The sequence below is a fragment of the Pseudomonas sp. B21-047 genome (assembly GCF_024748775.1).
Taxonomy (GTDB): Bacteria; Pseudomonadota; Gammaproteobacteria; order Pseudomonadales; family Pseudomonadaceae; genus Aquipseudomonas; species Aquipseudomonas capeferrum.
In genome coordinates, this window is record NZ_CP087169.1 from 4,596,723 (window position 1) to 4,622,795 (window position 26,073).

22 protein-coding genes are annotated in these 26,073 nt (G+C 63.0%); 12 read left to right on the forward strand and 10 right to left on the reverse strand.

Translation table 11 applies throughout. The annotated features are described in order from the left end of the window. Positions 1–59: 59 nt before the first annotated feature. Together rapA and LOY26_RS20785 are read left to right on the forward strand one after the other, a co-directional pair. The gene (gene rapA, locus LOY26_RS20780; protein WP_258714054.1) at positions 60–2,906 is read left to right on the forward strand and encodes an RNA polymerase-associated protein RapA; all 2,847 of its coding nucleotides are present in this window, start codon (positions 60–62) and stop codon (positions 2,904–2,906) included. A 224-nt stretch (positions 2,907–3,130) separates the two neighbouring features. Next, positions 3,131–5,395, forward strand: coding sequence for a bifunctional diguanylate cyclase/phosphodiesterase (locus LOY26_RS20785; RefSeq protein WP_258714055.1), 2,265 nt, complete (start codon positions 3,131–3,133; stop codon positions 5,393–5,395). On the opposite strand, the gene LOY26_RS20790 is transcribed toward LOY26_RS20785, so the two are convergent. Both LOY26_RS20790 and LOY26_RS20795 read right to left on the reverse strand, forming a co-directional pair. Next, the gene (locus LOY26_RS20790) at positions 5,295–6,182 is read right to left on the reverse strand and encodes an NAD(P)-dependent oxidoreductase (RefSeq protein ID WP_077068736.1); all 888 of its coding nucleotides are present in this window, start codon (positions 6,180–6,182) and stop codon (positions 5,295–5,297) included. The genes LOY26_RS20785 and LOY26_RS20790 overlap by 101 nt on opposite strands. Positions 6,183–6,351: 169 nt before the next feature. After that, positions 6,352–6,657 carry a DUF2288 domain-containing protein gene (locus LOY26_RS20795; RefSeq protein ID WP_033702624.1) on the reverse strand — a complete coding sequence of 102 codons (306 nt, stop codon included), beginning with the start codon at positions 6,655–6,657 and terminating at the stop codon, positions 6,352–6,354. 360 nt (positions 6,658–7,017) lie between these two features. On the opposite strand from LOY26_RS20795, the gene LOY26_RS20800 reads away from it, so the two are divergent. The 8 genes from LOY26_RS20800 to nhaA all read left to right on the forward strand — a co-directional run bounded on the left by LOY26_RS20800 (position 7,018) and on the right by nhaA (position 15,907). Continuing rightward, on the forward strand, positions 7,018–8,133 hold the full coding sequence (locus LOY26_RS20800; RefSeq protein WP_012313074.1) for a branched-chain amino acid ABC transporter substrate-binding protein: 1,116 nt from the start codon (positions 7,018–7,020) through the stop codon (positions 8,131–8,133). Positions 8,134–8,318: 185 nt separating this feature from the next. Continuing rightward, positions 8,319–9,242: a high-affinity branched-chain amino acid ABC transporter permease LivH gene (gene livH, locus LOY26_RS20805; RefSeq protein WP_008097482.1), complete on the forward strand. Its 924-nt coding sequence runs from the start codon at positions 8,319–8,321 to the stop codon at positions 9,240–9,242. Further along, positions 9,239–10,495, forward strand: a complete 1,257-nt coding sequence (locus LOY26_RS20810; protein WP_033702627.1) for a high-affinity branched-chain amino acid ABC transporter permease LivM — start codon at positions 9,239–9,241, stop codon at positions 10,493–10,495. The genes livH and LOY26_RS20810 overlap by 4 nt, the downstream gene beginning before the upstream one ends. Next, entirely contained in the window at positions 10,492–11,259 is a 768-nt protein-coding gene (gene livG, locus LOY26_RS20815) for a high-affinity branched-chain amino acid ABC transporter ATP-binding protein LivG (RefSeq protein ID WP_033702628.1), read from the forward strand. The genes LOY26_RS20810 and livG overlap by 4 nt, the downstream gene beginning before the upstream one ends. Beyond that, positions 11,260–11,961: an ABC transporter ATP-binding protein gene (locus tag LOY26_RS20820; protein ID WP_033702629.1), complete on the forward strand. Its 702-nt coding sequence runs from the start codon at positions 11,260–11,262 to the stop codon at positions 11,959–11,961. Positions 11,962–12,097: 136 nt separating this feature from the next. Then, entirely contained in the window at positions 12,098–12,772 is a 675-nt protein-coding gene (locus LOY26_RS20825; RefSeq protein ID WP_186663455.1) for a COG3650 family protein, read from the forward strand. 103 nt (positions 12,773–12,875) lie between these two features. Continuing rightward, positions 12,876–14,483 (forward strand): NAD(P)/FAD-dependent oxidoreductase, encoded by a 1,608-nt coding sequence (locus LOY26_RS20830; RefSeq protein ID WP_033702631.1) that lies wholly within the window; start codon positions 12,876–12,878, stop codon positions 14,481–14,483. A 248-nt stretch (positions 14,484–14,731) separates the two neighbouring features. After that, positions 14,732–15,907: a Na+/H+ antiporter NhaA gene (gene nhaA, locus LOY26_RS20835; RefSeq protein WP_186656864.1), complete on the forward strand. Its 1,176-nt coding sequence runs from the start codon at positions 14,732–14,734 to the stop codon at positions 15,905–15,907. An 80-nt stretch (positions 15,908–15,987) separates the two neighbouring features. Here nhaA and LOY26_RS20840 read toward each other — a convergent pair whose 3' ends face one another. Next, positions 15,988–16,452, reverse strand: coding sequence for a glycine zipper 2TM domain-containing protein (locus LOY26_RS20840; protein WP_033702633.1), 465 nt, complete (start codon positions 16,450–16,452; stop codon positions 15,988–15,990). A 150-nt stretch (positions 16,453–16,602) separates the two neighbouring features. Here LOY26_RS20840 and LOY26_RS20845 point away from each other — a divergent pair, with 150 nt between their 5' ends. Beyond that, a complete protein-coding gene (locus LOY26_RS20845; RefSeq protein WP_033702634.1) occupies positions 16,603–16,836 on the forward strand; it encodes a hypothetical protein in 234 nt (77 codons plus the stop codon). Positions 16,837–16,874: 38 nt separating this feature from the next. On the opposite strand, the gene pdxH is transcribed toward LOY26_RS20845, so the two are convergent. The 5 genes from pdxH to dinG all read right to left on the reverse strand — a co-directional run bounded on the left by pdxH (position 16,875) and on the right by dinG (position 24,359). Then, positions 16,875–17,522 carry a pyridoxamine 5'-phosphate oxidase gene (gene pdxH, locus LOY26_RS20850; RefSeq protein ID WP_033702635.1) on the reverse strand — a complete coding sequence of 216 codons (648 nt, stop codon included), beginning with the start codon at positions 17,520–17,522 and terminating at the stop codon, positions 16,875–16,877. 19 nt (positions 17,523–17,541) lie between these two features. Next, positions 17,542–18,531, reverse strand: coding sequence for an OmpA family protein (locus LOY26_RS20855; protein ID WP_258714056.1), 990 nt, complete (start codon positions 18,529–18,531; stop codon positions 17,542–17,544). Between the two features lie 98 nt (positions 18,532–18,629). Next, a complete protein-coding gene (locus LOY26_RS20860) occupies positions 18,630–19,775 on the reverse strand; it encodes a serine hydrolase domain-containing protein (protein WP_186656859.1) in 1,146 nt (381 codons plus the stop codon). 120 nt (positions 19,776–19,895) lie between these two features. Next, the gene (locus LOY26_RS20865) at positions 19,896–22,133 is read right to left on the reverse strand and encodes a beta-galactosidase (protein ID WP_186656856.1); all 2,238 of its coding nucleotides are present in this window, start codon (positions 22,131–22,133) and stop codon (positions 19,896–19,898) included. An 81-nt stretch (positions 22,134–22,214) separates the two neighbouring features. Beyond that, positions 22,215–24,359, reverse strand: a complete 2,145-nt coding sequence (dinG, locus tag LOY26_RS20870) for an ATP-dependent DNA helicase DinG (protein WP_033702639.1) — start codon at positions 24,357–24,359, stop codon at positions 22,215–22,217. Positions 24,360–24,457: 98 nt separating this feature from the next. Here dinG and LOY26_RS20875 point away from each other — a divergent pair, with 98 nt between their 5' ends. Beyond that, entirely contained in the window at positions 24,458–24,922 is a 465-nt protein-coding gene (locus tag LOY26_RS20875; RefSeq protein WP_033702640.1) for a CopD family protein, read from the forward strand. 36 nt (positions 24,923–24,958) lie between these two features. On the opposite strand, the gene LOY26_RS20880 is transcribed toward LOY26_RS20875, so the two are convergent. Both LOY26_RS20880 and LOY26_RS20885 read right to left on the reverse strand, forming a co-directional pair. Further along, positions 24,959–25,717: a collagen-like protein gene (locus LOY26_RS20880; protein ID WP_186656853.1), complete on the reverse strand. Its 759-nt coding sequence runs from the start codon at positions 25,715–25,717 to the stop codon at positions 24,959–24,961. After that, positions 25,710–25,985, reverse strand: a complete 276-nt coding sequence (locus LOY26_RS20885; protein WP_033702642.1) for a DUF1145 domain-containing protein — start codon at positions 25,983–25,985, stop codon at positions 25,710–25,712. Before LOY26_RS20885 ends, LOY26_RS20880 begins: the two co-directional genes overlap by 8 nt. Positions 25,986–26,073 lie beyond the last annotated feature (88 nt).

Genomic DNA, 26,073 nt, shown 5'->3' on the forward strand with positions numbered 1-26,073 from the left:
TGGTCTGACCGGCCGATCCGTTAACATAGCCGGCTTTTCATCGCGGGAGTTCAGGCAGTATGGCGCAGCAGTATCAACCGGGGCAACGCTGGATCAGCGACAGCGAAGCAGAGCTCGGCCTGGGTACCATCCTGGCGCAGGATGGCCGCCTGTTGACCGTGCTCTACCCGGCCACTGGCGACACCCGCCAGTATTCCCTGCGCAATGCGCCGCTGACCCGCGTGCGCTTCTCGCCAGGTGACCTGATCACCCACTTCGACGGCTGGAAGCTGACCGTGCGCGAGGTCGACGATGTCGACGGCCTGCTGGTCTACCATGGCCTGGACGCGCAAAACCAGCCGCGCACCCTGCCAGAAACCCAGCTGTCGAACTTCATTCAGTTCCGCCTGGCCAGCGACCGCCTGTTCGCCGGCCAGATCGACCCGCTGTCGTGGTTCAGCCTGCGTTACAACACCCTGCATCACACCAGCAAACAGATGCAATCGTCGCTCTGGGGCCTGGGTGGCTGCCGTGCGCAACCGATCGCTCACCAGTTGCACATCGCCCGCGAAGTCGCAGACCGCAGCGCGCCACGGGTTCTGCTGGCGGACGAAGTCGGCCTGGGCAAGACCATCGAGGCCGGCTTGGTCATCCATCGCCAGCTGCTGTCCGGGCGTGCCAGCCGCGTACTGATCCTGGTCCCGGAAAACCTCCAGCACCAATGGCTGGTGGAAATGCGCCGGCGCTTCAACCTGCAAGTGGCGCTGTTCGACGCCGAACGCTTCATCGAGAGCGACGCCAGCAACCCGTTCGAAGACGCCCAGCTCGCGTTGGTCGCCCTGGAATGGCTGGTCGACGACGAGAAGGCCCAGGATGCGCTGTTTGCTGCGGGCTGGGACCTGATGGTGGTCGATGAAGCCCATCACCTGGTCTGGCATGAAGACCAGGTCAGCGCGGAGTACGGCTTGGTCGAGCAACTGGCACAGGTCATCCCTGGCGTGTTGCTGCTCACCGCCACCCCCGAACAACTTGGCCAGGACAGCCACTTCGCCCGGCTGCGTCTGCTCGACCCCAACCGCTTCCATGACCTGGCGGCCTTCCGCGCCGAGAGCGAGCACTATCGCCCGGTGGCCGAGGCCGTGCAGGAGCTGCTGGATGAAGGCCGTCTTTCGCCCAAGGCCCACGCCACCATCCATGGCTTCCTCGGCGCCGAAGGCGAAGCCTTGCTGGCGGCGGTCAACGATGGTGATACCCAGGCCAGCGCGCGCCTGATCCGCGAGTTGCTCGACCGCCACGGCACTGGCCGCGTGCTGTTCCGTAACACCCGTGCTGCGGTCCAGGGTTTCCCCGAGCGCCAGCTGCATGCCTACCCGGTGGCAATGCCCGAGCAGTACCGCGACCTGCCGCCTGGCGAAAAGGCCGAGCTCTACCCGGAAGTCGCCTTCCAGGCACACGGCGATACCACTGACGACGAGCGCTGGTGGCGTTTCGACCCTCGGGTCGACTGGCTGATCGATACCCTCAAGATGCTCAAGCGCACCAAGGTGCTGGTCATCTGCGCCCATGCCGAAACCGCCATGGACCTGGAAGACGCTCTGCGCGTGCGCTCCGGCATCCCCGCTTCGGTCTTCCATGAAGGCATGAGCATTCTGGAGCGTGACCGCGCCGCCGCCTATTTCGCGGACGAGGAATTCGGCGCCCAGGTGCTGATCTGTTCCGAGATCGGCAGTGAAGGCCGCAACTTCCAGTTCTCTCATCACCTGGTAATGTTCGACCTGCCGGCCCACCCTGACCTGCTCGAACAGCGTATCGGCCGTCTCGACCGGATCGGCCAGAAGCACACCATCCAGCTGCACGTGCCCTACCTGCAGGACAGCCCGCAACAGCGCCTGTTCCAGTGGTACCACGAAGCGCTCAACGCCTTCCTCAACACCTGCCCGACCGGCAATGCCCTGCAGCATCAGTTCGGCCCGCGCCTGCTGCCGCTTCTTGAAAGCGGTGACAGCAAAGCCTGGGATGCCCTGATGGCCGATGCCCGCAACGAGCGCGAGCGCCTGGAGGCCGAGCTGCACAGCGGCCGCGACCGGCTGCTGGAGCTCAACTCGGGCGGGGCCGGCGAAGGCCAGGCACTGGTGGAGGCGATTCTCGAACAGGACGACCAGTTCGCCCTGCCGATCTACATGGAGACCCTGTTCGACGCGTTCGGCATCGACAGCGAAGACCATTCGGAAAACGCCCTGGTCCTCAAGCCGAGTGAGAAGATGCTCGACGCCAGTTTCCCGCTGGGTGACGACGAAGGCGTGACCATCACCTACGACCGTACCCAGGCATTGTCCCGCGAAGACATGCAGTTCCTGACCTGGGAGCACCCGATGGTTCAGGGTGGCATGGACCTGGTGCTGTCCGGCTCGATGGGCAATACCGCTGTCGCGCTGATCAAGAACAAGGCCCTCAAGCCTGGCACCGTGCTGCTCGAACTGCTGTTCGTCAGCGAGGTGGTGGCGCCACGCAGCCTGCAACTTGGTCGCTACCTGCCCCCGGCAGCCCTGCGATGCCTGCTCGACACCAATGGCAACGACCTGGCGTCGCGCGTGGCCTTCGAAACGCTCAACGACCAGCTCGAAAGCGTTCCGCGCGCCAGCGCCAACAAGTTCATCCAGGCCCAGCGGGATGTACTGGCCCAGCGCATCAGTGGCGGTGAGGCCAAGATCATGCCGACCCACGTCGAGCGTGTGGCCGAAGCCCAGCGCCGCCTGGCTGCCGAAGCGGACGAAGAACTGGCCCGCCTGACCGCGCTCAAGGCGGTCAACCCGAGCGTACGCGACAGCGAAATCGACGCTTTGCGCAAGCAGCGTGAAGAAGGCCTGGCGATGCTGGACAAAGCTGCCTTGCGCTTGGAAGCCATTCGCGTGCTGGTGGCTGGCTGACTATACGAGCGACAAGTTGGGCTGCTTGGCAGCCCATCGCAACACAAGGCTGCTCCTGCAACGGGAGCGGCCATATGCCTTGCTGCGATTGGCCTCATAACCAAATCATAGAAATCAAATTGCCATTATTCAGGAAGGGCTAACTACCTCTTCCTATACTGCCTCTGGACAGTCTGCCAAGGGTTGTACCGCAGACGAGTGAAAACTCGACCAAGAGGCACGCAATGGAATGGCTGGGTCTGCAACTGTTCGCCGATCTTCCGGCAACCGGACGAATCGTCATCGATTGTCGCCATGAACCCTTCCTGGTACTGCTCGCCTATACCGTGGCCTGCGCGGGGTGCTTTGCGACCCTGTACATGGCCGAGCGCCAGTCCCATAGCGAACAGGCCACGGCGCAACGCCAATGGCGCATGCTCGGCGCCTGCTGCCTCGCCGGCGGTATCTGGGCCATGCACTTCATCAGCATGCTGGCCTTTCAGGCCCCGCTCGAAGTTCACTACGATGTGTCGCTGACCGTGCTGTCGCTGCTCATTGCCCTGATCGTCGCCTGGGTGGGCATGAACAGCATCAACCGTAGGCACATGCGCCCGTATCATTATCTGAAGCGTGCAGTACTCATCGCAGCCGGCATCATCTTCATGCATTTTGTCGGCATGGCCGCCCTCGAGACCGGCGCTCAACAGTACTACCAGACCGGGCTGCTACTGACCTCCATGGCCATCGCCCTGCTCACCAGCCTCGCAGCGCTGCTGCTGGCGCGGCGCTTTCGCAACGGTAGCGGCACCTTGCACCAGGCCCTGAAGTACGGCGCTAGCCTGCTGATGGCCGGCGGCATCGTCGCGACCCACTTCACGGCCATGTCGGCCATGACCTTGGTCATCCCCGCCGACACTGCGCTGCGTCTGCCGTCAGCCGACAACAGCCTGCAACTGGGGCTGACCATTGCATTCATCACGCTGCTGATCAGTGGTGCCAGCATCAGTGCGGCCTTGGCCGACAAGAAGCTGCAAAGCAAGGAGCACGACCTGCGCCGGGTCAGCATGTTGCTCAACCAACTGGACCAGGCGCGAGCCTCGCTGCAACAGGCCGCGCACTACGACGCCCTGACCAATCTGATCAACCGCCGCGGCTTCAATCAAGTGTTCGCCGAGCGCCTCGCCGAACAGAACGCCGATGACAACCGCCTGGCGGTGATGTTTCTCGACATCGACCATTTCAAACGCATCAATGACAGCCTTGGCCATGCTGCCGGCGACGAACTGCTCAAAGTGATCGCCAACCACATCAAGGCAGCCACCCGCAGCCAGGACCTGGTGGCGCGCTTTGGTGGCGACGAGTTCTGCGTGGTCACCAGCCTCAACAACCGTGATGAAGCACGCCACCTGGCGCAGCGCATCATGCAGCGAATGAAGGACCCCATCGACCTGGGTGGCCGGCGCATGGTCATGACCACCAGTATCGGTATCAGCATTTTCCCCGACGATGGCAACACCGCCGAAGAGTTGCTCAAGCACGCCGACCTTGCCCTGTACCAGTCCAAGGGCAACGGGCGCAACAGCCTGACCTTCTTCAACGACAGCCTTAAAACCCGGGCCACGCTTGCCCTGCAGCTGGAAGAGGAACTGCGCATCGCGCTGCTGGAAGAACGCGGGCTGTGCGTGCATTACCAACCGATCTTCGACCTGCACAATGGCCAGGTGGCCAAGCTCGAAGCCCTGGTGCGCTGGCAGCACCCACAACACGGCCTGCTCGGGCCCGACCGTTTCATCGGCATCGCCGAAGCCAATGGTTTGATCATCGACCTCGACCTGTGGGTGCTGCGCCACGCCTGTGCCGACCTGGCGCAACTGCACCGCCACGGTTATGGCGACCTCAAGGTCACGGTGAACTGCTCGGCAGTCACGCTCAGTCACGATGAACTGGCCAGCGAGGTGGAGAAAGCGTTGTTTCACTCAGCCCTGGCGCCCCGCCACCTGGAGCTGGAAATTACCGAAAACGCATTGATGGGGGACATCCAGCGCACTGTCAGCCTGCTCAAGCGCGTGTGCGCCCAGGGCGTGGCCCTGTCGATCGATGACTTCGGTACCGGTTACTCGTCGCTGGCCTACCTCAAACGCTTGCCGCTGGACATCCTGAAGATCGACAGAACCTTCCTGCAGGATGTGCCAGGCAGCCAGAAAGACCGCGAGATCGTCCAGGCCATCATCGTCATGGCCCACACCCTGCACCTGCAGGTGGTCAGCGAGGGCGTCGAAACCGTCGAACAGCTGGAATTCCTCGAAACCCACGGCTGCGACTACCTGCAGGGCTACTTGCTCAGCCGCCCGGTGCCGCTGGGCGAATTGCGGCCGATCCTGGAGCGGCTGCAACGGCGCAATGGCCTGCTCAGCCCTTACTGCGATACAGCGCTACCAGGGTCGCCGGATCTTTTTGCAGATAGCCCTGGCTACCGTGCAGGCGCATCAATTGCGCGGCGAGGCCACTGAGCGGTGTCGCCGAGCCCTGCTCGCGAGAGAATTTGACTGCGCTGTCGAGGTCTTTGAGTAACGTCCGCACATGCCACTTGATCGGCTCGAAGCGGCTCTCGGCCATTTGCGGGGCAAGGATCTGCAGCGGTTTCGAATCGGCAAAGCCGCCCGCCAAGGCCTCGGCGATCAGTGTCGCGTCCACGCCTGACTGCTCGGCCAATGCCACCACTTCGGCGATCACCAGGGCATTGCAGGCCACGATCATCTGGTTGCAGGCCTTGGTCACCTGGCCGGCGCCAACGGCGCCCATGTGCGTCACTCGCTGGCCAAGGGCCTGCAGTACGGGGAGTGCACGCTGCAGGTCGGCGGCCTCGCCACCGACCATGATGGCCAAGGTGCCGGCCTCGGCGCCCGGCGTGCCACCGGACACCGGGGCATCCAGCCAAGCCATGCCAGACAAGGCCGCGAGCGCAGCGGCCATCTCCCGGGTGGCGGTCGGTTCGAGGCTCGAAAAATCGATCAGTAACTGGCCACTGCGCCCACCCTGCGCGATGCCTTGCTCACCGAACACCACTTCGCGCACCACCGCCGTATCGGCCAGGCACAGCAGCACCATGTCGCTGTCGCGGCACAACTCGGCCGGGGTTGCCGCCAGTCGCGCGCCAGCTGCTACCAGCTCGGCGCATTTGTCGGGGCTGCGGTTCCACACCGTCAGCGGGTAACCGGCAGCCAGCAGGCGCCGACACATGGGCAAGCCCATCAGGCCGATTCCGGCGAAGGCTAGCGAAGGTAGTTGTGAGCTCATGAACGACTCCTGGCACATTTTGTTATTTTCAAGGCGCGCAGCGGCCCCATTACGCATCCCGTAAACTGTTACCGCCACGCCGAATTGTTACTTACCTCCACCCATCTGATCGCCCCCAAGCACCAGATTGAGGCGGCTGCGCATTTTCACGCACCAAAAACGATCGCGTTCACTCAGCGCGCTTCACCTGAATCACGATAAACGGTGAAACCACCACCGCCCAGATCTCTGGATCGCGGTTTTGCAGGTCCAGCGCCTGCTCGGCAGTCACCGGGCCAACAGCGCCATCACTACGCCACTTGGCGAAGATCTCGCCGCGATTCTCGGCCATCGCTTCGGCAACGGCGATCAGGTCCAGGCTGGGGTCGACCCAAATCAGGTCACCCTTTGCCCAGAAGCGCTCCAGCGCTTTCCACTCGATGATTGCCGTCTCGCCAATCAATTTGGCATAGAGGGTGCTTGTTTGATCAGTCATGGGTTGCTACCCGCAAAAATCGGCCAATAAAAAAGGCCGCTATTTTTGCAGAAAAACCCGGTTTCAAATACGTAATTTGGTCGATCGGCCCCGAACTTGTGGGGTTGGGCCGCAGGTACAGGCAAATTGATGGCGCTTTTCTGTATCTTTGTGTCGATCAAGCGACAACCCAGGAACCAGGTACTTTTTGACCGCTTTTCAAGCGCTCGAACAGCGCTCTACACTGTACCGGTACAGTTCCGGGACATGTTCCGGGGGAAGGTGGGCATGCAGTATGGCGTGGCCATACCGCAATTCCCGCCCGGTCTGTAGCCCTGGCCGCCAGGACTATAAGAATTACAACAGAATGAGTGGAGCACTATGATCAAGATTTCCAAGCTGTTCGCCGCAATGGTTCTGGCAGGGGTAGCCAGCCATTCGTTTGCCGCCGATACCATCAAGATCGGGATCGCGGGGCCTAAGACCGGCCCTGTCACCCAGTACGGCGACATGCAGTTCATCGGCGCCAAGCAAGCCATCAAAGACATCAACGCCAAGGGCGGCGTCGATGGCAAGATGCTCGAAGCCAAGGAATACGACGACGCCTGCGACCCTAAACAGGCCGTGGCAGTCGCCAACAAAGTGGTCAACGACGGCGTCAAGTTCGTCATCGGCCACCTGTGCTCCAGCTCTACCCAGCCTGCGTCCGACATCTACGAAGACGAAGGCGTGATCATGATCACCCCGGCCGCCACCAGCCCGGAAATCACCGCCCGTGGCTACAAGCTGATCTTCCGCACCATCGGCCTGGACAGCGCCCAAGGCCCTGCGGCCGGCAACTACATCGCCGACCACGTCAAGCCGAAGGTCGTTGCAGTGCTGCACGACAAGCAGCAGTACGGTGAAGGCATCGCCACCGCCGTCAAGCAGACCCTGGAAGGCAAAGGCACCAAGGTTGCCGTCTTCGAAGGCCTGAACGCCGGTGACAAGGACTTCTCCTCGATCATCCAGAAGCTCAAGCAAAACAACGTCGACTTCGTCTACTACGGCGGCTACCACCCAGAGCTGGGCCTGATCCTGCGCCAGGCTCAGGAAAAAGGCCTGAAAGCCAAGTTCATGGGCCCAGAAGGTGTAGGCAACGACTCGATCTCGCAGATCGCCCAGAACGCCTCCGAAGGCCTGCTGGTCACCCTGCCGAAGTCGTTCGACGCCGACCCTGAGAACAAGGCCATCGTCGATGCCATCAAGGCTGACGGCAAGGACCCGAGCGGTCCGTTCGTGTTCCCGGCTTACTCCGCCGTGGAGTTGATCGCCAAAGGCATCGAGGCCGCCAAGTCCGAAGACACCGACAAGGTGGCAGCCGCCATCCACGCCGGCTCCTTCAAGACCCCTACCGGCACGCTGTCGTACGACGAAAAAGGCGACCTCAAAGACTTCAAGTTCGTGGTCTACGAATGGCACTTCGGCAAGCCGAAGACCGAAGTCTCCCCTCAGTAACTGCGTGACTAAATAGCTGACCGTAAAAGCCCACTGTGCGAGCAGTGGGCTTTGTTTTACGAGGTTCATGGCCGTGATTCCCGCGATCCGGGAGCCGGCCACCTGAAAATCTTAAAACCGTCACTCGCGGTTTCCTGGCCTACCCCCGCCAGCGAAATGCAAATCAGGTTTTTAGGAGCGCTGTAATGCCTGAGATCTACCATTTCTTCCAACAACTGGTTAATGGATTGACCATCGGCAGCACCTATGCCTTGATCGCCATCGGCTACACGATGGTGTACGGCATCATTGGCATGATCAACTTCGCCCACGGCGAGGTGTACATGATCGGTTCCTACGTGGCCTTCATCGCCCTGGCGGGCCTGGCCATGATGGGTATCCATTCGCTGCCGATCCTGATGACCGTCGCCTTCGTCGCGACGATCTTCGTCACCAGTGCCTATGGCTACAGCATCGAACGGGTTGCCTACCGCCCCCTGCGCAACAGCAACCGTCTGATCCCGCTGATTTCCGCCATCGGCATGTCGATTTTCCTGCAGAACACGGTCTTGCTCTCGCAGGATTCCAAGGACAAATCCATCCCCAACCTGATCCCCGGGAGCTTCTCCTTCGGGCCGGGCGGCGCTGAAGAGGTACTGATCAGCTACATGCAGATCCTGGTGTTCGTCGTCACCCTGGTGGCCATGACCCTGCTCACCCTGTTCATCTCCCGTTCCCGTCTGGGCCGCGCCTGCCGCGCCTGCGCCGAGGACATCAAGATGGCCAACCTGCTGGGCATCAACACCAACAACATCATCGCCCTCACCTTCGTCATCGGTGCCGCACTGGCAGCGGTAGCGGCCGTGCTGCTGAGCATGCAGTACGGGGTGATCAACCCCAACGCCGGCTTCCTGGTGGGCCTCAAAGCCTTCACCGCAGCGGTGCTGGGTGGCATCGGCAGCATTCCGGGCGCCATGCTCGGTGGGCTGGTGCTGGGTGTGGCCGAGGCCTTCGGCGCCGATATCTTCGGCGACCAGTACAAGGACGTAGTGGCATTCGGTCTCTTGGTGCTTGTCCTGCTGTTCCGGCCGACCGGCATCCTGGGCCGCCCGGAGGTTGAAAAAGTATGAACAAAAATCTCAAACAGGCGTTCTTCAGCGCCTTGCTGGTATGGGCCGTGGCCTTCCCGGTACTGGGCCTAAAACTGAGCATCGACGGCATCAGCCTGGTGGTGCACAGCCAGGGCTCGTTCACCATCAGCATCATCGCCGTGTGCTCGGTGCTGATGTTCCTGCGCGTGCTGTTCGACAAGCAGTGGAGCTCGGTCATGAGCCGCCGCTCGGACCGCAAGCTGATCTCGCCGGCCGTGAGCAACTACCTGACCCTGCCCAAGACTCAGCGCTGGATCATCATCGGGCTGATCCTGGTCGCGCTGGTGTGGCCGTTCTTCGGTTCGCGCGGTGCGGTCGACATTGCCACGCTGATCCTGATCTACGTGTTGCTGGGCCTGGGCCTGAACATCGTGGTCGGCCTGGCAGGCCTGCTCGACCTGGGTTATGTGGGCTTCTATGCCGTGGGCGCGTACAGCTACGCAATGCTCTCGCACTACCTGGGCTGGAGCTTCTGGGTCTGCCTGCCGATCGCCGGCCTGATGGCCGCCACCTTCGGCTTCCTGCTCGGCTTTCCGGTGCTGCGCCTGCGCGGTGACTACCTGGCGATCGTGACCCTCGGCTTCGGCGAGATCATCCGCCTGTTCCTGCGTAACCTCACCGACTGGACCGGCGGCCCCAACGGCATCAGCAACATCCCCAAGCCCGAGCTTTTCGGCCTGACCTTCGAACGCCGTGCGGCCGAGGGGATGCAGACCTTCCATGAGTTCTTCGGGTTGGCGTACAACTCGATCAACAAGGTCATCTTCCTCTACCTGGTGGCCCTGCTGCTGGCCCTGCTGGCGCTGTTCGTCATCAACCGCCTGCTGCGCATGCCCATCGGCCGTGCCTGGGAAGCCTTGCGTGAAGACGAGATCGCCTGCCGCGCACTGGGCCTGAACCCCACTGTGATCAAGCTCTCGGCATTCACCCTGGGTGCCTGCTTCGCCGGTTTCGCCGGCAGCTTCTTCGCTGCCCGGCAAGGCCTGGTGACACCGGAGTCGTTCACCTTCATCGAGTCGGCGATCATCCTCGCCATCGTCGTGCTCGGTGGCATGGGTTCACAACTGGGCGTGATTCTCGCGGCCATCGTGATGATCCTGCTGCCCGAGCTGATGCGTGAGTTCAGCGAATACCGGATGCTGATGTTCGGTGCGCTGATGGTGTTGATGATGATCTGGCGTCCGCAAGGCCTGCTGCCTATGCAACGTCCACACATGGAGCTGCGTCGATGAGCCGCGAAATTCTGCAAGTCAGCGGCCTGAGCATGCGCTTCGGCGGCTTGTTGGCGGTCAATGGCGTGGCCCTGACCGTCAAGGAAAAACAGGTGGTGGCGCTGATCGGCCCGAACGGCGCAGGCAAGACCACGGTGTTCAACTGCCTCACCGGGTTCTACAAACCCAGCGGTGGCACCATCCTGCTCGATGGCCAGCCGATCCAGGGCCTGGCCGGCCACCAGATCGCCCGCAAGGGCGTGGTGCGGACCTTCCAGAACGTGCGCCTGTTCAAGGAAATGACCGCGCTGGAGAACCTGCTGATCGCCCAGCACCGGCACTTGAACACCAACTTCTTCGCCGGCCTGTTCAAGACCCCGAGCTTCCGCCGCAGCGAGAAGGAGGCCATGGAGCGCGCGCAGTACTGGCTGGAGAAGGTCAACCTGACCGAGTTTGCCAACCGTACCGCCGGCACCCTCGCCTACGGCCAGCAACGCCGCCTGGAAATCGCCCGCTGCATGATGACCCAGCCACGGATCATCATGCTCGACGAACCAGCAGCAGGCCTTAACCCGAAAGAGACCGAAGACCTCAAGGCACTGATCGCCTATCTGCGCGAGTCACACAACGTCACCGTGCTGCTGATCGAACACGACATGAAGCTGGTGATGAGCATTTCCGACCATATCGTGGTGATCAACCAGGGCACCCCCCTGGCAGATGGCACGCCGGAGCAGATTCGCGACAATCCTGAAGTGATCAAGGCTTACCTGGGGGAGGCGTAAATGCTGAAGTTCGAGAACGTTTCCACCTTCTACGGCAAGATCCAGGCGCTACACAGCGTCAACGTGGAGATCAACCAGGGCGAGATCGTCACCTTGATCGGTGCCAACGGCGCGGGCAAATCAACACTGCTGATGACCTTGTGCGGCTCGCCGCAGGCCCATAGCGGCAGCATCAAGTACCTGGGCGAAGAGCTGGTCGGCCAGACCTCTTCGCACATCATGCGCAAGAGTATCGCCGTGGTCCCGGAAGGGCGCCGTGTGTTCGCCCGCCTGACGGTGGAAGAAAACCTCGCCATGGGCGGTTTCTTCACCGACAAGGGCGACTACCAGGAGCAGCTGGACAAAGTCCTGCAGCTGTTCCCGCGCCTGAAGGAGCGTTACATCCAGCGTGGCGGCACCATGTCCGGTGGCGAGCAGCAGATGCTCGCCATTGGCCGGGCGCTGATGAGCAAACCCAAGCTGCTGCTGCTCGACGAGCCATCGCTGGGCCTGGCACCCATCATCATCCAACAGATCTTCGACATCATCGAACAGTTGCGCCGTGACGGCGTGACCGTGTTCCTGGTGGAACAGAACGCCAACCAGGCGCTGAAGATCGCCGACCGTGCCTATGTCCTGGAGAACGGGCGGGTGGTGATGCAAGGAACGGGTGAGTCACTGCTGAGTGACCCCAAGGTGCGTGACGCGTACCTGGGGGGTTGATGAACAAAGGGCCTTCGGGCCCTTTTTTCTGCCTGTTGGGTTCATGTGGCCTGAGTCGGATACCGACAATGCTTGTGATCCCCGTGCACCCTGCGTAACGTGGCCTGCTTTCAGGAACATCGCCGGAGCCCGCCCCATGCGCCTCACCCCTACCCTGCTGCTCACCGCCCTGCTGCCCCTGTTCGCCGGTTGCCAACTGATGGCTGACACCCCAAGCGACCCAAACATCGGCACCACGCGCATGCAGGGCGAACTGAGCGCCGCCGGTGGCCAGTTGCTGTTCAAGCCCTGCAATGAAAGCCGCCGTTTCGTGATCAACGACGTCGCTGGCACCGGGGTCCTGCAGGAAGCCGCCAACCTCGCCAAGGATGCCGGCGACAAGCTGTTCGCCGATGTGCGCGGGCGCCTTACCGGCAGCAAGCAGGCCACCAACGACGGCCAGCTCGAAGTGCGCCGGCTGTACCGCCTGGAGCCCTCGCCCCGCGCCTGCGAAGACCCCAACTTCAAGCAACTGACCCTGCGCGCCAATGGCCACGAACCTGACTGGGACATCAAGGCCAGCGGCAAGGGCATGGTCGTCAGCCGGGTTGGCCAAGCGCCGCTGCCCCTGCCGTTTCTGGAAGAGGAAGTGCCAGGTGGTGGCCTGACCCTGACCAGCGAGGCCAACGGCCAGCACGTGGAGCTTTGGGTCGCACCGCAACGCTGCGTGGACGTCGCCACCGGGGCGGTGCGCCACCTGCGCGCCGAGCTGCGCATCGACGGCAAGACCCTGCAAGGCTGCGGTTACTACGGCGGTGCGCGCGACAACTGATCACCGGGCGCTTTTATCCTGCCAGTCGGGGCGGCGAACAGCTTATACTTGGCGGTTTGTGTAAAGCCGCCGGCCGCCCATGGCCGGGATACTGGACCCTGCCATGCTACGAATCACCGAACTGAAGCTGCCCCTGGACCATCCCGACGAAGCCCTGCGCGAAGCCATCGTCCAGCGCCTGGGCATCAACGATGAGCAATTGCTCAGCTTCAACCTGTTCAAGCGCAGCTACGACGCACGCAAGAAAAACAGCGAACTGCTGTTCATCTACACCATCGACCTCGAAGCCAGCAACGAGGCCGAGCTGCTTCGCAAGTTCGAAGACGATCGCAACATCGGCGTAGCCCCCGACGTCACCTACAAGTACGTGGGCCACGCCCCCGCCGAGCTCGCACAGCGCCCGATCGTGGTCGGCTTTGGCCCTTGCGGCATCTTTGCCGGATTGCTGCTGGCGCAGATGGGCTTCAAGCCGATCATCCTCGAACGCGGCAAGGAAGTACGCCAGCGCACCAAGGACACCTGGGGCCTGTGGCGCAAGAGCGTGCTCAACCCCGAATCCAACGTGCAGTTCGGCGAAGGCGGCGCCGGGACCTTCTCCGACGGCAAACTGTACAGCCAGATCAAGGACCCGCTGCACCACGGCCGCAAGGTGCTGGAAGAGTTCGTCAAGGCCGGCGCGCCGGATGAGATCCTCTACATCAACAAACCGCACATCGGCACCTTCCGCCTGACCGGCATGGTCGAGCAGATGCGCCAGGACATCATCGCCCTGGGCGGTGAAGTGCGTTTCGAGCAGAAAGTCACCGACCTGCTGACCGATAACGGCCAGCTGACCGGCGTGGTGCTGGCAAGCGGCGAGCAGCTGCAGTCACGCCATGTGGTTCTGGCCCTGGGGCACAGTGCCCGCGACACCTTCCGCATGCTGCATGCCAAGGGCGTATTCATGGAGGCCAAGCCGTTCTCGGTCGGTTTCCGTATCGAACACCCGCAAACGCTGATCGACAAGGCCCGTCTGGGCAAGTATGCCGGCCACCCGAAACTGGGCGCTGCCGACTACAAACTGGTGTATCACGCCAAGAACGGCCGTTCGGTCTACAGTTTCTGCATGTGCCCAGGCGGCACCGTGGTCGCCGCCACCAGCGAGCCTGGCCGCGTCGTGACCAACGGCATGAGCCAGTATTCGCGTAACGAACGCAATGCCAACTCCGGCATCGTCGTCGGCATCGACCCCGAGCGCGACTACCCGGGCGGCCCGCTGGCCGGCATCGAGCTGCAGGAACGCCTGGAGGCGCACGCCTATGTCCTGGGTGGCAGCAACTACCAGGCCCCGGCGCAGTTGGTCGGTGACTTCGTAGCCGGCAGGCCGTCCACTGCCCTGGGCAGTGTCGAGCCTTCGTACAAGCCAGGCGTGACCCTGGGTGACCTGGCGCCCAGCTTGCCGGATTTCGCCATCGAGGCGATCCGCGAAGCGTTGCCGGCATTCGATCGGCAGATCAAGGGCTACAACCTGCATGACGCGGTATTGACCGGTATCGAGACGCGTACCTCTTCGCCGCTGCGCATTACCCGTGGCGAGGACTACCAGAGCCTGAACATGAGGGGGTTGTTCCCGGCGGGTGAAGGCGCAGGCTACGCGGGCGGTATCCTGTCGGCAGGCGTCGATGGCATTCGCATTGCCGAGGCGGTAGCGCGGGACATGCTCGGGCTGTAAGGCAGCAAGTTTCATGCGCCCCTGCGCGGGCAAGCCTGCGCAGGGAGCATGACCATCGCCAGAAAAGTCTGCGCGAATAATCAGATTTCCCCTACCTCACCATTCCTCAGCTGCGTCTAGGCTTCCCACAGCCAAGGCGGCAATACGATATAACAAAAACGAATATAGTTTTTGTTCTAAAGCATATCGCCACAAGCTAGGGTGTACGCCCGTTCCGTAATCAACCTCTCATGGAGAGCCCATAGCCCGTGCGTAGCCTCTTCACCCGATTCTTTCAGCTCGAAGCCGCCAGCGGCCTGCTGCTGATCGCTGCGGCCATCCTTGCTCTGGTCATCAACAACTCACCTTTGTCCTACCTGTACAACGGCCTGCTGGACGTCCCGGTCGCCGTCAAGGTTGGCGCACTGGAGATCGCCAAGCCTTTGTTGCTGTGGATCAACGACGGCCTCATGGCGCTGTTCTTCCTGCTCATCGGCCTGGAGGTCAAGCGCGAGGTGGTCGACGGCCAGCTGTCGAAGCCCTCGCAGGTCATCCTGCCCGCTACCGCCGCAGTGGGTGGCATGGTGGTACCGGCACTGGTCTACTGGTTCATCAACCGCGACAACCCTGCAGCCGTCGCCGGCTGGGCCATCCCCACCGCCACCGATATCGCCTTTGCCCTTGGCGTGCTGGCATTGCTGGGCAAGCGTGTCCCGGCGTCGCTCAAGCTGTTCCTGATGACCCTCGCGATCATCGATGACCTGGGTGCAATCATTGTCATTGCCCTGTTCTACTCGGGTACCTTGTCCAGCGTGTCACTTATGCTGGCAGCGGCCTGCCTGGTAGCGCTGATAGCCATGAACCGGCTTGGCGTAATCAAGCTCGGGCCTTACCTGATCGTCGGCCTGGTGCTTTGGGTATGCGTGCTCAAGAGCGGTGTCCACGCCACGTTGGCGGGCGTCGCCCTGGCGCTGTGCATTCCACTGCGCACACGCAATGCGGAAAGCTCGCCGCTGCTGTCGCTGGAACACGCCCTGCACCCTTGGGTGGCCTATGCCATTCTGCCGCTGTTCGCGTTCGCCAACGCCGGTGTCTCGTTGGCCGGCATGACGTTAGAAAGCTTCACCCACCCGGTACCGCTGGGTATCGCTGTCGGCTTGCTGGCGGGCAAGACCGTGGGGGTGTTCGGCCTGACCTGGCTTGCGATCAAGCTTCGCCTGGCGGCGTTGCCTACGGGTGCAAGCTGGGGGCAGTTGCTGGGGGTGGCGATACTCTGCGGCATCGGCTTCACCATGAGCCTGTTCGTAGGTTCCCTGGCCTTCGTGCCAGGCAGCAGTGACTATGCGGGCATGGACCGTATGGGCATTCTCACCGGCTCGTTCATCGCTGCGGTCGTCGGCTATGCCGTTACCGCCATGGCCAGCCGCGCCCCCCGCACGCACTAAAGTAGAAGCGGCATAAAAAAACCCCGACTGGCGTGGCCAGATCGGGGTTTTGCGTTTTTGCGCTACAGCCGGTGCAAGGCTCAGTGCGAGACGCGGCTGGTACCGTCGACGGTCATGATGCGAACACGTTCGCCAACCCGGAAAATCTCGTTTTCCTGAACGGCCTGCACATAGGCACGCATGCTGCCATCGTCTTCACGCACGGTGATTTCCACACCCTGGGTACGGGTGATGCCTTCTTCGGCGGCAGAACCTGCCAGGCCACCGGCAACCGCACCAATCACTGCCGCGACGATGCTGCCACGGCCACCCCCGACTGCACTGCCGGCAACGCCGCCGACAATCGCACCCGCGCCACCGCCGATCGGGGTCTTGGTGCCTTCGATCTTGACCGGGCGCAAGGATTCGATGGTCCCCATGCGTACGGTCTGCACGCGACGGGCCTCATCACGGGAGTAGCTATCGCCGGTCAGGCTCGAGGCACAGCCCCCCAGCAACAGCGACATGGTGGTGAAGGTCGCCACCAGCAAAGCGGATTTACGCATGGGTAAAGTCTCCATAAGTCATCGGTGTTCATTAGACGCTGCACATTGACGGCTGTCACGGCACAGACGTAATAAAATTGTTTTCATTCAGCCTGGGTACAGCCTACCTGGACTGTATCGTGGGCCTTTCAAGTGAGACCAAGGATAGCCATGGATTACTTCATCGTCGTGGTCACGACTGTCGCAGGGCTGTACTTCCATGGGTGGCTGTATGTGCGGATGCGCCGCTGGATGGACCGCGACCTGGCGCTGTCGCTGGCCGGGGAGGATGTGCGCAAGCGTGAGTACATGCTGCGGCGGCTGGAGCAGGCGCGGGTGCAGAAGGTCAGGCGCAAGGCGCTGGCGGAGTGGTTGGCGCGTGAGGCGGCGGCTTATCAGGGGTAGCGTTGCAATCTTGGGGCTGCTGCGCAGCCCCAAGGATTTCAAGGCGCCAACCGCTCCCGCAGCCATTGCCCATCGACCAGACGATAGTTCATCCGGTCATGCAAGCGGCTGGTACGCCCCTGCCAGAACTCGACCCGCTCAGGCAACAGGCGATACCCGCCCCAATGCTCCGGGCAGTGCGGCTGAGTGTCGGAGAACCGTGCTTCGGTCGCCTTCACCAACGCTTCCAACGTTTCACGGCCACTGATGACCTGGCTCTGAGGCGAGGCCCAGGCTCCCAGGCGGCTGCCCAGAGGGCGCACCTGGTAGTAGTCGTCCGACTCCTTGGCCGTGACCTTTTCAACCCGCCCTTCGATGCGCACCTGGCGCTCCAACGCTGGCCAGAAGAACGTCATGGCGGCGAAAGGGTTAGCCTGCAACTGCTGGCCCTTGGCGCTTTCGTAGTTGGTAAAGAAGGTAAAGCCACGCTCATCGAGCCCCTTGAGCAGCAGTACGCGGCAATGGGGGCGACCCTCGCCATCGACCGTGGCTAGGGTCAAGGCGTTGGCTTCGACCGGGGGTTGCTCGGTTTTCACCGCATCGGCGAACCACTGGTGGAACAAAGCGAACGGCTCACCCGGGGCCTGGGCTTCAGCCAGGCCATCACGGGTGTAGTCGCGGCGCATATCGGCCAGGGATTGGGTCATGGCTGCGTTTCCTTGACGATCAGTTGGTCTTCGCAGGGCTGTTGGCGGCTACTTTTTTGTCAACGGTCGCCTTCTTGGCGGCGGGCTTGACCGGTGCGGCCTTCTTCTTGGCAGCAGTCTTGGCAGGTGCCTTGGCCTTGGCGACAGGCTTTTTCGCGGCAGGTTTGGTAGCGCCCTTGGCGGCGGGCTTGCTGGTGGCAGCCTTGGCGGCAGGCGCCTTGGCATCCTGAACAGCAACCATCGAAGCTGGGGTAGGTGCCGGCGTGGCCTGTTGGTACTTGGCCAACAGCGCGACCATGGTGTTCTGCGGCGTCAGCAGCATTTCCACACGGCGGTTCAGGGCACGGCCTTCGGCGCTGTCGTTGGCGGCACGCGGCATGACCGAACCCATACCCTTGAGGATCAGGCGATCACGCTGCAGGCCACTGAGGCGGAAGATCGCCGACACCGAAGCGGCGCGCTCCAGGCTGAGCTTCTGGTTGACAGCCGCAGCACCGCTGCTGTCGGCATGGCCCAATACCAGCACCGCGGTCTTGGCATCGCCCTCGACGCTCTTGGCTACACGGGTGATCGGCCCCAGGGTCATCGGCAGCAGCATGTTCGGGCGGTCAGGGTTGTACGAACTGTCCACCGGGATGGTCACCGCCAGGACATTGTCACGGCGCTCCAGCTCCAGTTTGCTGTCCTTGATGGCTTCACGCAGCTTGGGCTCGTATTCGTCCAGCCAGGCTTGGGTAGCCTTCTGGTCGATCTTCGGTACGACCGGCCCTTTGGCCTGCTTGTCGTCACCGCCGAATGGCCACCACCAGCGGCTAGCGCTTTCCGACTTGGCATCGGCCTTGGCCACTTTCTCGGTGACGGCTTCCTTCACTTCCTGCTCGGCAACCTGGTCCGAACCAAAAGGCCACCAGCTGGAGCCACTGCCCTTCGCGGCGTCCGGGGAGTGACTGGCGCAGCCGGTAACGGCGGTCAGGCACAGGGCGAGTGCTAAGGTTTTATGTGAAGACATCAGCGATACACCATGAAATAGAAAGAAATTTTGCCTACGCATTCAGGCGTTGGCATTGAGGATAGTCAAAGGGGTTGGCCAATACCCGCATTACCCGATCAAAGGCAACTGGCAAGCACGCGTACCAGTTTCTGCGCTCTTGGGTCCATCAGCACATAGGGGCCCAGGGTATTGACCACAAAGCCAAAGGCCACATCGTGCTCCGGGTCGGCGAAACCTACCGAGCCGCCCGCGCCAGGGTGCCCGAAGGCGCGGGCACCGAGGCCAAAGGTGGCATTGGCCACCTCGGGCTGGTCGAGCATGCAGCCCAGGCCGAAACGGGTCTGGGTCAGCAGCGTGCGGTCCTGGCCGATACTGTGCTCGCGCGTCAGTTCGTCGAGCAGCTCGGATTCAAGCAGGCTGCCATCGAGCAGGCCGGCATAGAACCCGGCCAGGCTACGGGCATTGCCGTGGCCGTTTGCCGCCGGCTGCTGCATGCGCCGCCACTCGGGCTTGTTGGTGCTGGTGAGAATCGCCGGCGGGTTGGTAAAGGCGCGGGTGGACAGCGCCTCAGGCTCGCGCATGGTCACCTGCAGCAAGCGCTGGGCAGCGGCATCGCCGGGGTTGCCCTTGCCGCGCGCAATATGCGCCACGCGATGGAATTCTTCGTCGGCCAGGCCGACATGAAAGTCCAGCCCCAGCGGCCGCGCCGTACGGGCCACGATCGAGTCGCCTGGGCCACGACCATCAGCGCGGCGGATCAGCTCACCGACCAGCCAGCCGTACGTGATGGCGGCATAACCGTGTTCGACCCCAGGCGTCCACCAAGGGGTTTCGGCGGCCAAGGCATCGACCATCGCCTGCCAGTCATACAATGCCTCGGCAGGCAGCAGTTCACGGATGGCCGGCAGGCCCGCACGATGGCTGAGTAACTGGCGCAGGGTGATGGACTGCTTGCCGGCCTGGGCGAATTCGGGCCAGTAACGGGCCACCGGAGCGTCCAGTGCCAGCTTGCCCTCGCCCACCAACTGCAAGGCGGTGACCGCAGTGAAGGTTTTGGTGCAGGAGAACAGGTTGGCGATAGTGTCGCTGTGCCAGGCCTGCTGCCCGTCCTTGTCGGCGGTGCCCGCCCACAGGTCGATCACGGTCTCGCCGCCCACCTGGATGCACAGCGCCGCACCACGCTCCTGGGGATCATCGAACAACTCGGCGAAGGCTTCACGCACCGCCTCGAACTTCAGCTCATAGTGACCCTGGATCTGCACCCGCTGTTCTCCGTACGACCGTCTGAAAATGGCGTGCATTGTTTCAGTAGTTGGCGGTTTTGCAAACTGGCTTAGGCTCGATGGTCGCCAGCAAAGGGGCCGTTTGACGGCCCCGATGGCTCAGGGGAGCGGCTTGGCCAGTTGCGTGCGCAACTGACCAATGGCCTGCTGGTTGCTTTTGCGTACGGCCTCGACGAACCCCGGATACGGCACATCGGTGATCGCCACCAGCCCCAGGTGGCCGTTTTCGCCATCGAGCAACCGCCCACTGGCCGGTTGGTCCAGGTACTGGAACCAGTGCGCGCCGACGATCATCGGCTGCGCCAACGCGGCCTTGAGGAAGTTGCCATAGGCAGGCCCTCGGTCCTCTTCACGCGCCACCTCCAGCGGCCCCGGCCAGAATGGCCCGCGGTCGCGGGAACCGAACTGGAACTCGGACACCAGCACCGGCTTGTCCAGCTCGGCCAGGCGAGCGAAGTCGTAACCGTCCTCGGGTTTGAGGGTATAGAAGTTGAAGCTCAGCACATCGCAGAACTCGGCGCAGGCCTTGACCGCCTCCGGTGTACTGAGCGCAAAACGGCCGCCAAGCAACAGGTGGTTGGGCGCATGCCACTTCAGCGAGTCGGCGATGGTCTTGAAGTAGGTCTCGGCGAACACCTGCTGGAAGTGCTGGTAGTCCCGCTCGATCTCCGGGTGCTCGGGGTTGGGCAAAGGCGCCTCGAACCCTGGGTCTTCCATCAGCTCCCAGGCGGACAGTTCGATCCCCCAGGCCTTGGACAGCCCCTCCTGGTTGCGGTACTTGTCACGCAGCTGCTTGAGGAAGGCGCGCTTGGCGGGCACATCGGTGGTCAGGCGCAAGGTGCCATAGGCCAGCCCGTAGCGCGCCTTGGGGTCATTGCCCGGTGCGGCCCAGGCCAGTTCGTTGTCGGCGAAGTAGCCGATCAGCCAGGGGTCATCGCGGTGGTCCCGGGCGGCGATGGCGACGGCACGTTCTGTAGCCATGGCAAAGCGAGGGTCGAAGGGGTCGGGCATGCTGCCCCACCAGTCCATGCCGGTGCTGATGCTGGCATAGTCACCAACGATTGACAGCGGCAAGGTATAGGGCATGCGCTTGGCCTGGCCCAGGCCAGGGTCGCTCCAGTTACCCAGGGTATTGAAACCCCAGGCTTGCAGGCGGTCGAGCGCGTGCGCCTGCCAGCGCGTGGCATCCAGCACCTGCGGTGGGCAATCGGCTGCCGGTTGGCCCTCGACGCTGGGAAGGCAAGGCTTGCCATAGGTGCGCTGGATATTGGCGGCATAAAAGTCGAACCAGCGCCCCTGCTTGAAGTTACGCCCTTGCGAAGAGGCATTGCCATCGTCGTTGTTACCCTTGCCATAGAACGCCGCCAGCGGATCGCCCTCGGCCGGCAGCGCCTTGAACATGCCGTCCCGGCCTTCGACGTAGGTGCGCCCGCCATCAGCGGCCACGGCATTGACGCCCAGCGAGTAGAACGGGTTGCCCTCTGGCGTGACCAAGTACCAGCGGCCATCACGCTTCTCGGTACGGAAAAAACCCTTGGCCTCGAACGCCGGCCCGCCCAGCAACCCGCCATAGCTGTCCAGTTGCTGCTTGCCGTGCCCTGCCAACCAGCCCTTGAGTTGCTGCTGCTCACGGCCTTCGGCAGCCCTGAGCTGCTCGTCGCTGGCAATCTTCTCTGGCCATTGGCCGCGTGTGGACTGGCCGTAAGCGTCGATCAATTCATGGTAGGCGGCCTGGTAGGCCTGGTCGTCATCCTGAATACCCACTTTCTCGATCAGCAGGTTCTGCGCCACCTTGGGATTGGGGATCGTCAGGCTGACAGACGCCACTTGTTTGAGGTCGACCGCACCCGCGCTGCTGGTCAGCAGCAGGCGTTGGCCTGCGTACGCCCATGGCATCGGCGGCCCGGCGCGCATGCCCTGGCTCAACGGCGAGCTGGCCTTGAGCGGTACCATCACCGTCTGGGCGGGGCCTGCAGGCAGGTCGATGCGGCTGGTCAGCGTGCGGCCATCACTGCCCAACACGGTAACGTCCACGGTCAGCGCCCAGTCCATTGCGCTTTGCAGGCGCAAGGTCAGGAACTGCCCGGCTGACCAGTCCCACACACCGCTCTGCGGGCTCAGGCGCAAGGTCGGGCGCTCGGCCGGGTTGAACACCACGCGCCGCAACACCTCACCCCCGGCCGTCTGCTCTGCGTTGTACTGCGGCATGCCAGCATCCTCGGTCACCACATTGACCACCGAGGCCGGGCGCACGAAGCTGAACAGCGTCTGCTGCCCGGCCAATAATGGCGAGCTGAACAACAGGGCGAATACGACAGGCAGGGTACGGCGGACCATAAGGCTGGGGCTCTCCTTCAGGGCCCTCATGAGCCCAAGACTGAGTGATGGACAACAAGCCGGTGCAGAGTGCTCCGGCCGTCAGGAAATCTCCCGCCGGAACGGCGGTAGCGCATTGAGAATAGCCTTGCCGTAGCGCTGGGTGACCAGACGTCGATCGAGCAAGGTGATGACACCGCGATCCTGCTCGGTACGCAGCAGCCGGCCGCAGGCCTGAATCAGGCGCAAAGAGGCGTCGGGCACGGCAATTTCCATGAACGGGTTGCCACCACGGGCCTCAATCCACTCCGCCAGGGCCGCTTCGACCGGGTCGTCAGGCACCGCGAAGGGAATCTTGGCGATCACCACGTGCTCGCAATAAGCGCCGGGAAGGTCGACCCCCTCGGCAAAGCTGGCCAGGCCGAACAACACGCTGTGCTGGCCATCATCGACCCGCGCCTTGTGCTTGTTCAGGGTTTCCTGCTTGGAGAGGTTGCCCTGGATCAGCACCAGCTTGCGCCAGTCGCGGTCCAGGCCGTCGAACACATCCTGCATCTGCTTGCGCGACGAGAACAGCACCAGCGCGCCACGGGCATCATCGAGCATGTTGGGCAGTTCACGGATGATCGCCGCGGTGTGCGCCGTCGCATCACGCGGATCGGCGCCCAGGTCGGGCACCCGCAGCACGCCGGCATCGCCATGCACGAATGGGCTGGGCACCACGCAGGTAACAGCATCGCGAGGCAGGCCAGAGCGCATGCGGTAACGGTCGAACTTGCCCAGGGCGGTGAGCGTGGCGGAGGTTACCAGCGCACCGTGGGCGACGCTCCACAGGCTGCGACGGAGCATTTCGGCCGCCAGAATGGGGCTGGCGTTGACTTCGATGTCGAACAGCGCACCGCTCTCGGCCAGGGTCAGCCAGCGCGCCATGGGCGGGCTGTCCTCGGGGTCTTCGGCGGTGAATGCCGTCCACAGTTCCCAGTTGCCCTGGGCACGGGTCACCAGGCTGCCGAACAGCGGGTACCATTCCTCGGCCTGATGGCTGGCGATACCGATATTGACTTCACCGTCCATGCCTTCCTTCAACAGGTCGGCCAGGCGGGTGAACAGATCGTTGAGGCGGGCAAAGCCCTTCTTCAACTCGATGCCCACCTCGCGGATCTGCTCCGGCACCACACCGCCTTCGAAGCGATAGCGCGGGCGCTCACGGCCCTCGGTGTCTTCACTGGGGCGGAAGTCCGCGACTTGCTCGCACAGGGTGAACATGAACTGCTGCTGGGTACGGATCTCGCGGGCCAGCTCCGGCACCTGCTCGATCAGTTTGCCCAGGTCCCCCGGCAGCGGGTGCTGGGCCAGCAGCTTGGTCAGGTTCTTGGCGGTCTGCTCCAGCCAGTCGGCGGTGGAGCGCAGGCGCGAGTAATGGGCGAAATGGCCGATGGCCTTGTCCGGCAGGTGGTGGCCTTCGTCGAACACGTACAGGGTGTCGCGGGGGTCGGGCAGCACCGCGCCGCCACCCAGGGCCAGGTCAGCCAGGACCATGTCATGGTTGGTCACGATCACGTCGACCTTGCCCATGCCTTCGCGCGCCTTGTAGAACACGCACTGCTGGAAGTTCGGGCAGTGGCGGCCCGTGCACTGGCTATGGTCGGTGGTCAGGCGTGACCAGTCCTGGTCTTCCAGGGCTTCGGACCAGCTGTCACGGTCGCCATCCCAGCGGTTGCCCGCCAGCTTCTCGATCATGCTGTTGAACAGCTTCTGGCTGCGCTCGTCGACCTCGATATGAAAGCCTTCTTCCTCGAACAACTGGGCGGTGGCCGACTGCGCGTGGCCTTCCTGCAGCAGCACGTCGAGCTTGGACAGGCACAGGTAACGGCCGCGCCCCTTGGCCAAAGCGAAGCTGAAGTTCAGCCCGCTGTTGCGCATCAGGTCGGGCAGGTCCTTGAAGACGATCTGCTCCTGCAGGGCGACGGTGGCGGTGGCGATGACCAGGCGTTTGCCGGCCGCCTTGGCAGCCGGAATCGCGGCCAGCGCATAGGCGACCGTCTTGCCGGTACCGGTACCGGCCTCCACCGCGACCACGGCAGGCTCGCCGGCGCGGCGGCCTTCATCGTCGCAGGCGATGTCGCCAAGTACCTTGGCCACTTCGGCGATCATCAGGCGCTGGCCGTAACGCGGCTTGAGGCTCTTGGCTTCGAGAAAACGCGAGTAGGCGCCTTGGATAGTGGCTTTGAGTTCGTTGCTGATCATGGTCTGCAGGCGCCCGAAGGGCTGGATATATTTTCAGTGTTTCGCATGGGGCGGCTATCATACCCCGCTATTGCCCTTTATGCCGCATGGAGATCCGGATGCTTGCCTTTGCCCTGCCCTACACACTGCATGTCCTGGCCGCCCTGGTTTGGGTCGGCGGCATGTTCTTCGCCTGGCTGGTGCTGCGCCCGGCAACGGTTGCAGCCCTCGACGGGCCTGCTCGCCTGCGGCTGTGGGTGGAAGTTTTCCGACGCTTCTTCGGCTGGGTCTGGGTGGCAGTGGCGATCTTGGCGATAAGTGGTATCGGCATGTTGCACATGCGCTTCACGGGCCTGGAGACCGCGCCCAAGTACGTGCAGGTGATGATCGGTGGCGGTATCGCCATGTTCGCTCTGTTCATGCGCATCCAGGCGTTACTGTTGCCGGAGCTGAAAACGGCCGTGCAAGCAGAGGACTGGCCAGCGGGGGCTGCGGTGCTGGGAAGGATTCGACGCATGGTCGGCATCAACCTGCTGCTGGGCATCGCCGTGGTGGCAGTGGCCAGTTCGCGATTGATGCTGTAGGCGACGCGCCCCCTTGGGCCACGCCGCCCTTTAACGTCAAAGGCGTTGCAGGATCAACTCACCTGAAGCGCCGGCCAAGCCTGGCTGGCCCGGTTGCCCTGGCCGGCCACTGGCGCCGGCATCGGTGCGATACACCAGGCACCCTTTGCTCGCCCCGCCCTTGCCGGCCTTGCCAGCGGCACCGGCCTGGCCTGGCGCACCGCCATCCAGGCGCGCCACGATGCGCTCCTGGGCAAAACCTTGCGGCAGGCTCAGGCGAATTCGCCCACCCGCCGCGCCATCGTGCCCATTGCCTCCGTCATCGCCATTGGCGCCGCGGCTGGCCTGGCCCCAGGTACAGCCGCCAGGCTGGCCGTTGGCGCCGTCGAGCCCGGCATAACCGGGCGCACCCGCGCCACCTCGTGCGTCGATCGACAACAGCCCGGCATCGACCTCCTCCAGCTTCAGGTCCAGGCTTCGACCGGAACGGGCCGCACGCTGGTAGGTGCCCGACGCACCCGGGGCACTGATCTCGCTACCCTCGCCCATTTGGGCGTTGCGCACCTCGATGCGCAACGGGTGGTCAGAAGGGGCAATGGCGATACGCGCATCACGCCCCAATTGCAGATGATCGATGGTCAACTCGGTCAGCGTGGCAGGCAGCAGCAACGTCGCCGAATCGGCCACGCGCAAATGCTCCAAGTGCACGCTGGCCGACTTGTCGGGCAGGCGCAGCATGGAATTGGACGCCACTTCAAGGGTTTCGGCCTGGGCCAGGGGAGCAGCCAACATGGCCAGCAACATCAGATTACGCATTGCGCGGCGCCTCCTGCGCACGAGGAATGGACATGACATGGAAAATACCCGTCAGCAGGATCTGCAGACGGTCGAACCACCGGTGGCTACGGCCACGCAGGCTGGCGTTGAAGAACAGCACCTCGAGCACATGCAGGCTCAGCAGGACAATGCCTGCCGTATTGATCAGAAGATTGAATGGCAGTGGTTGTGGCAGCAGCAGATTGAACAGCACCACACCCCAGAAGACAACCGTCAGGACCTTGCCCAGGCCCAGGATGAATTTCATGCCCCGCCCCCTGCATTTATTGTTCTGTCTAAACGGCCCGTTCGAGCGGGCCGTGCGGCCAACAGTACCTGCACTGGCTGCCTGTGTC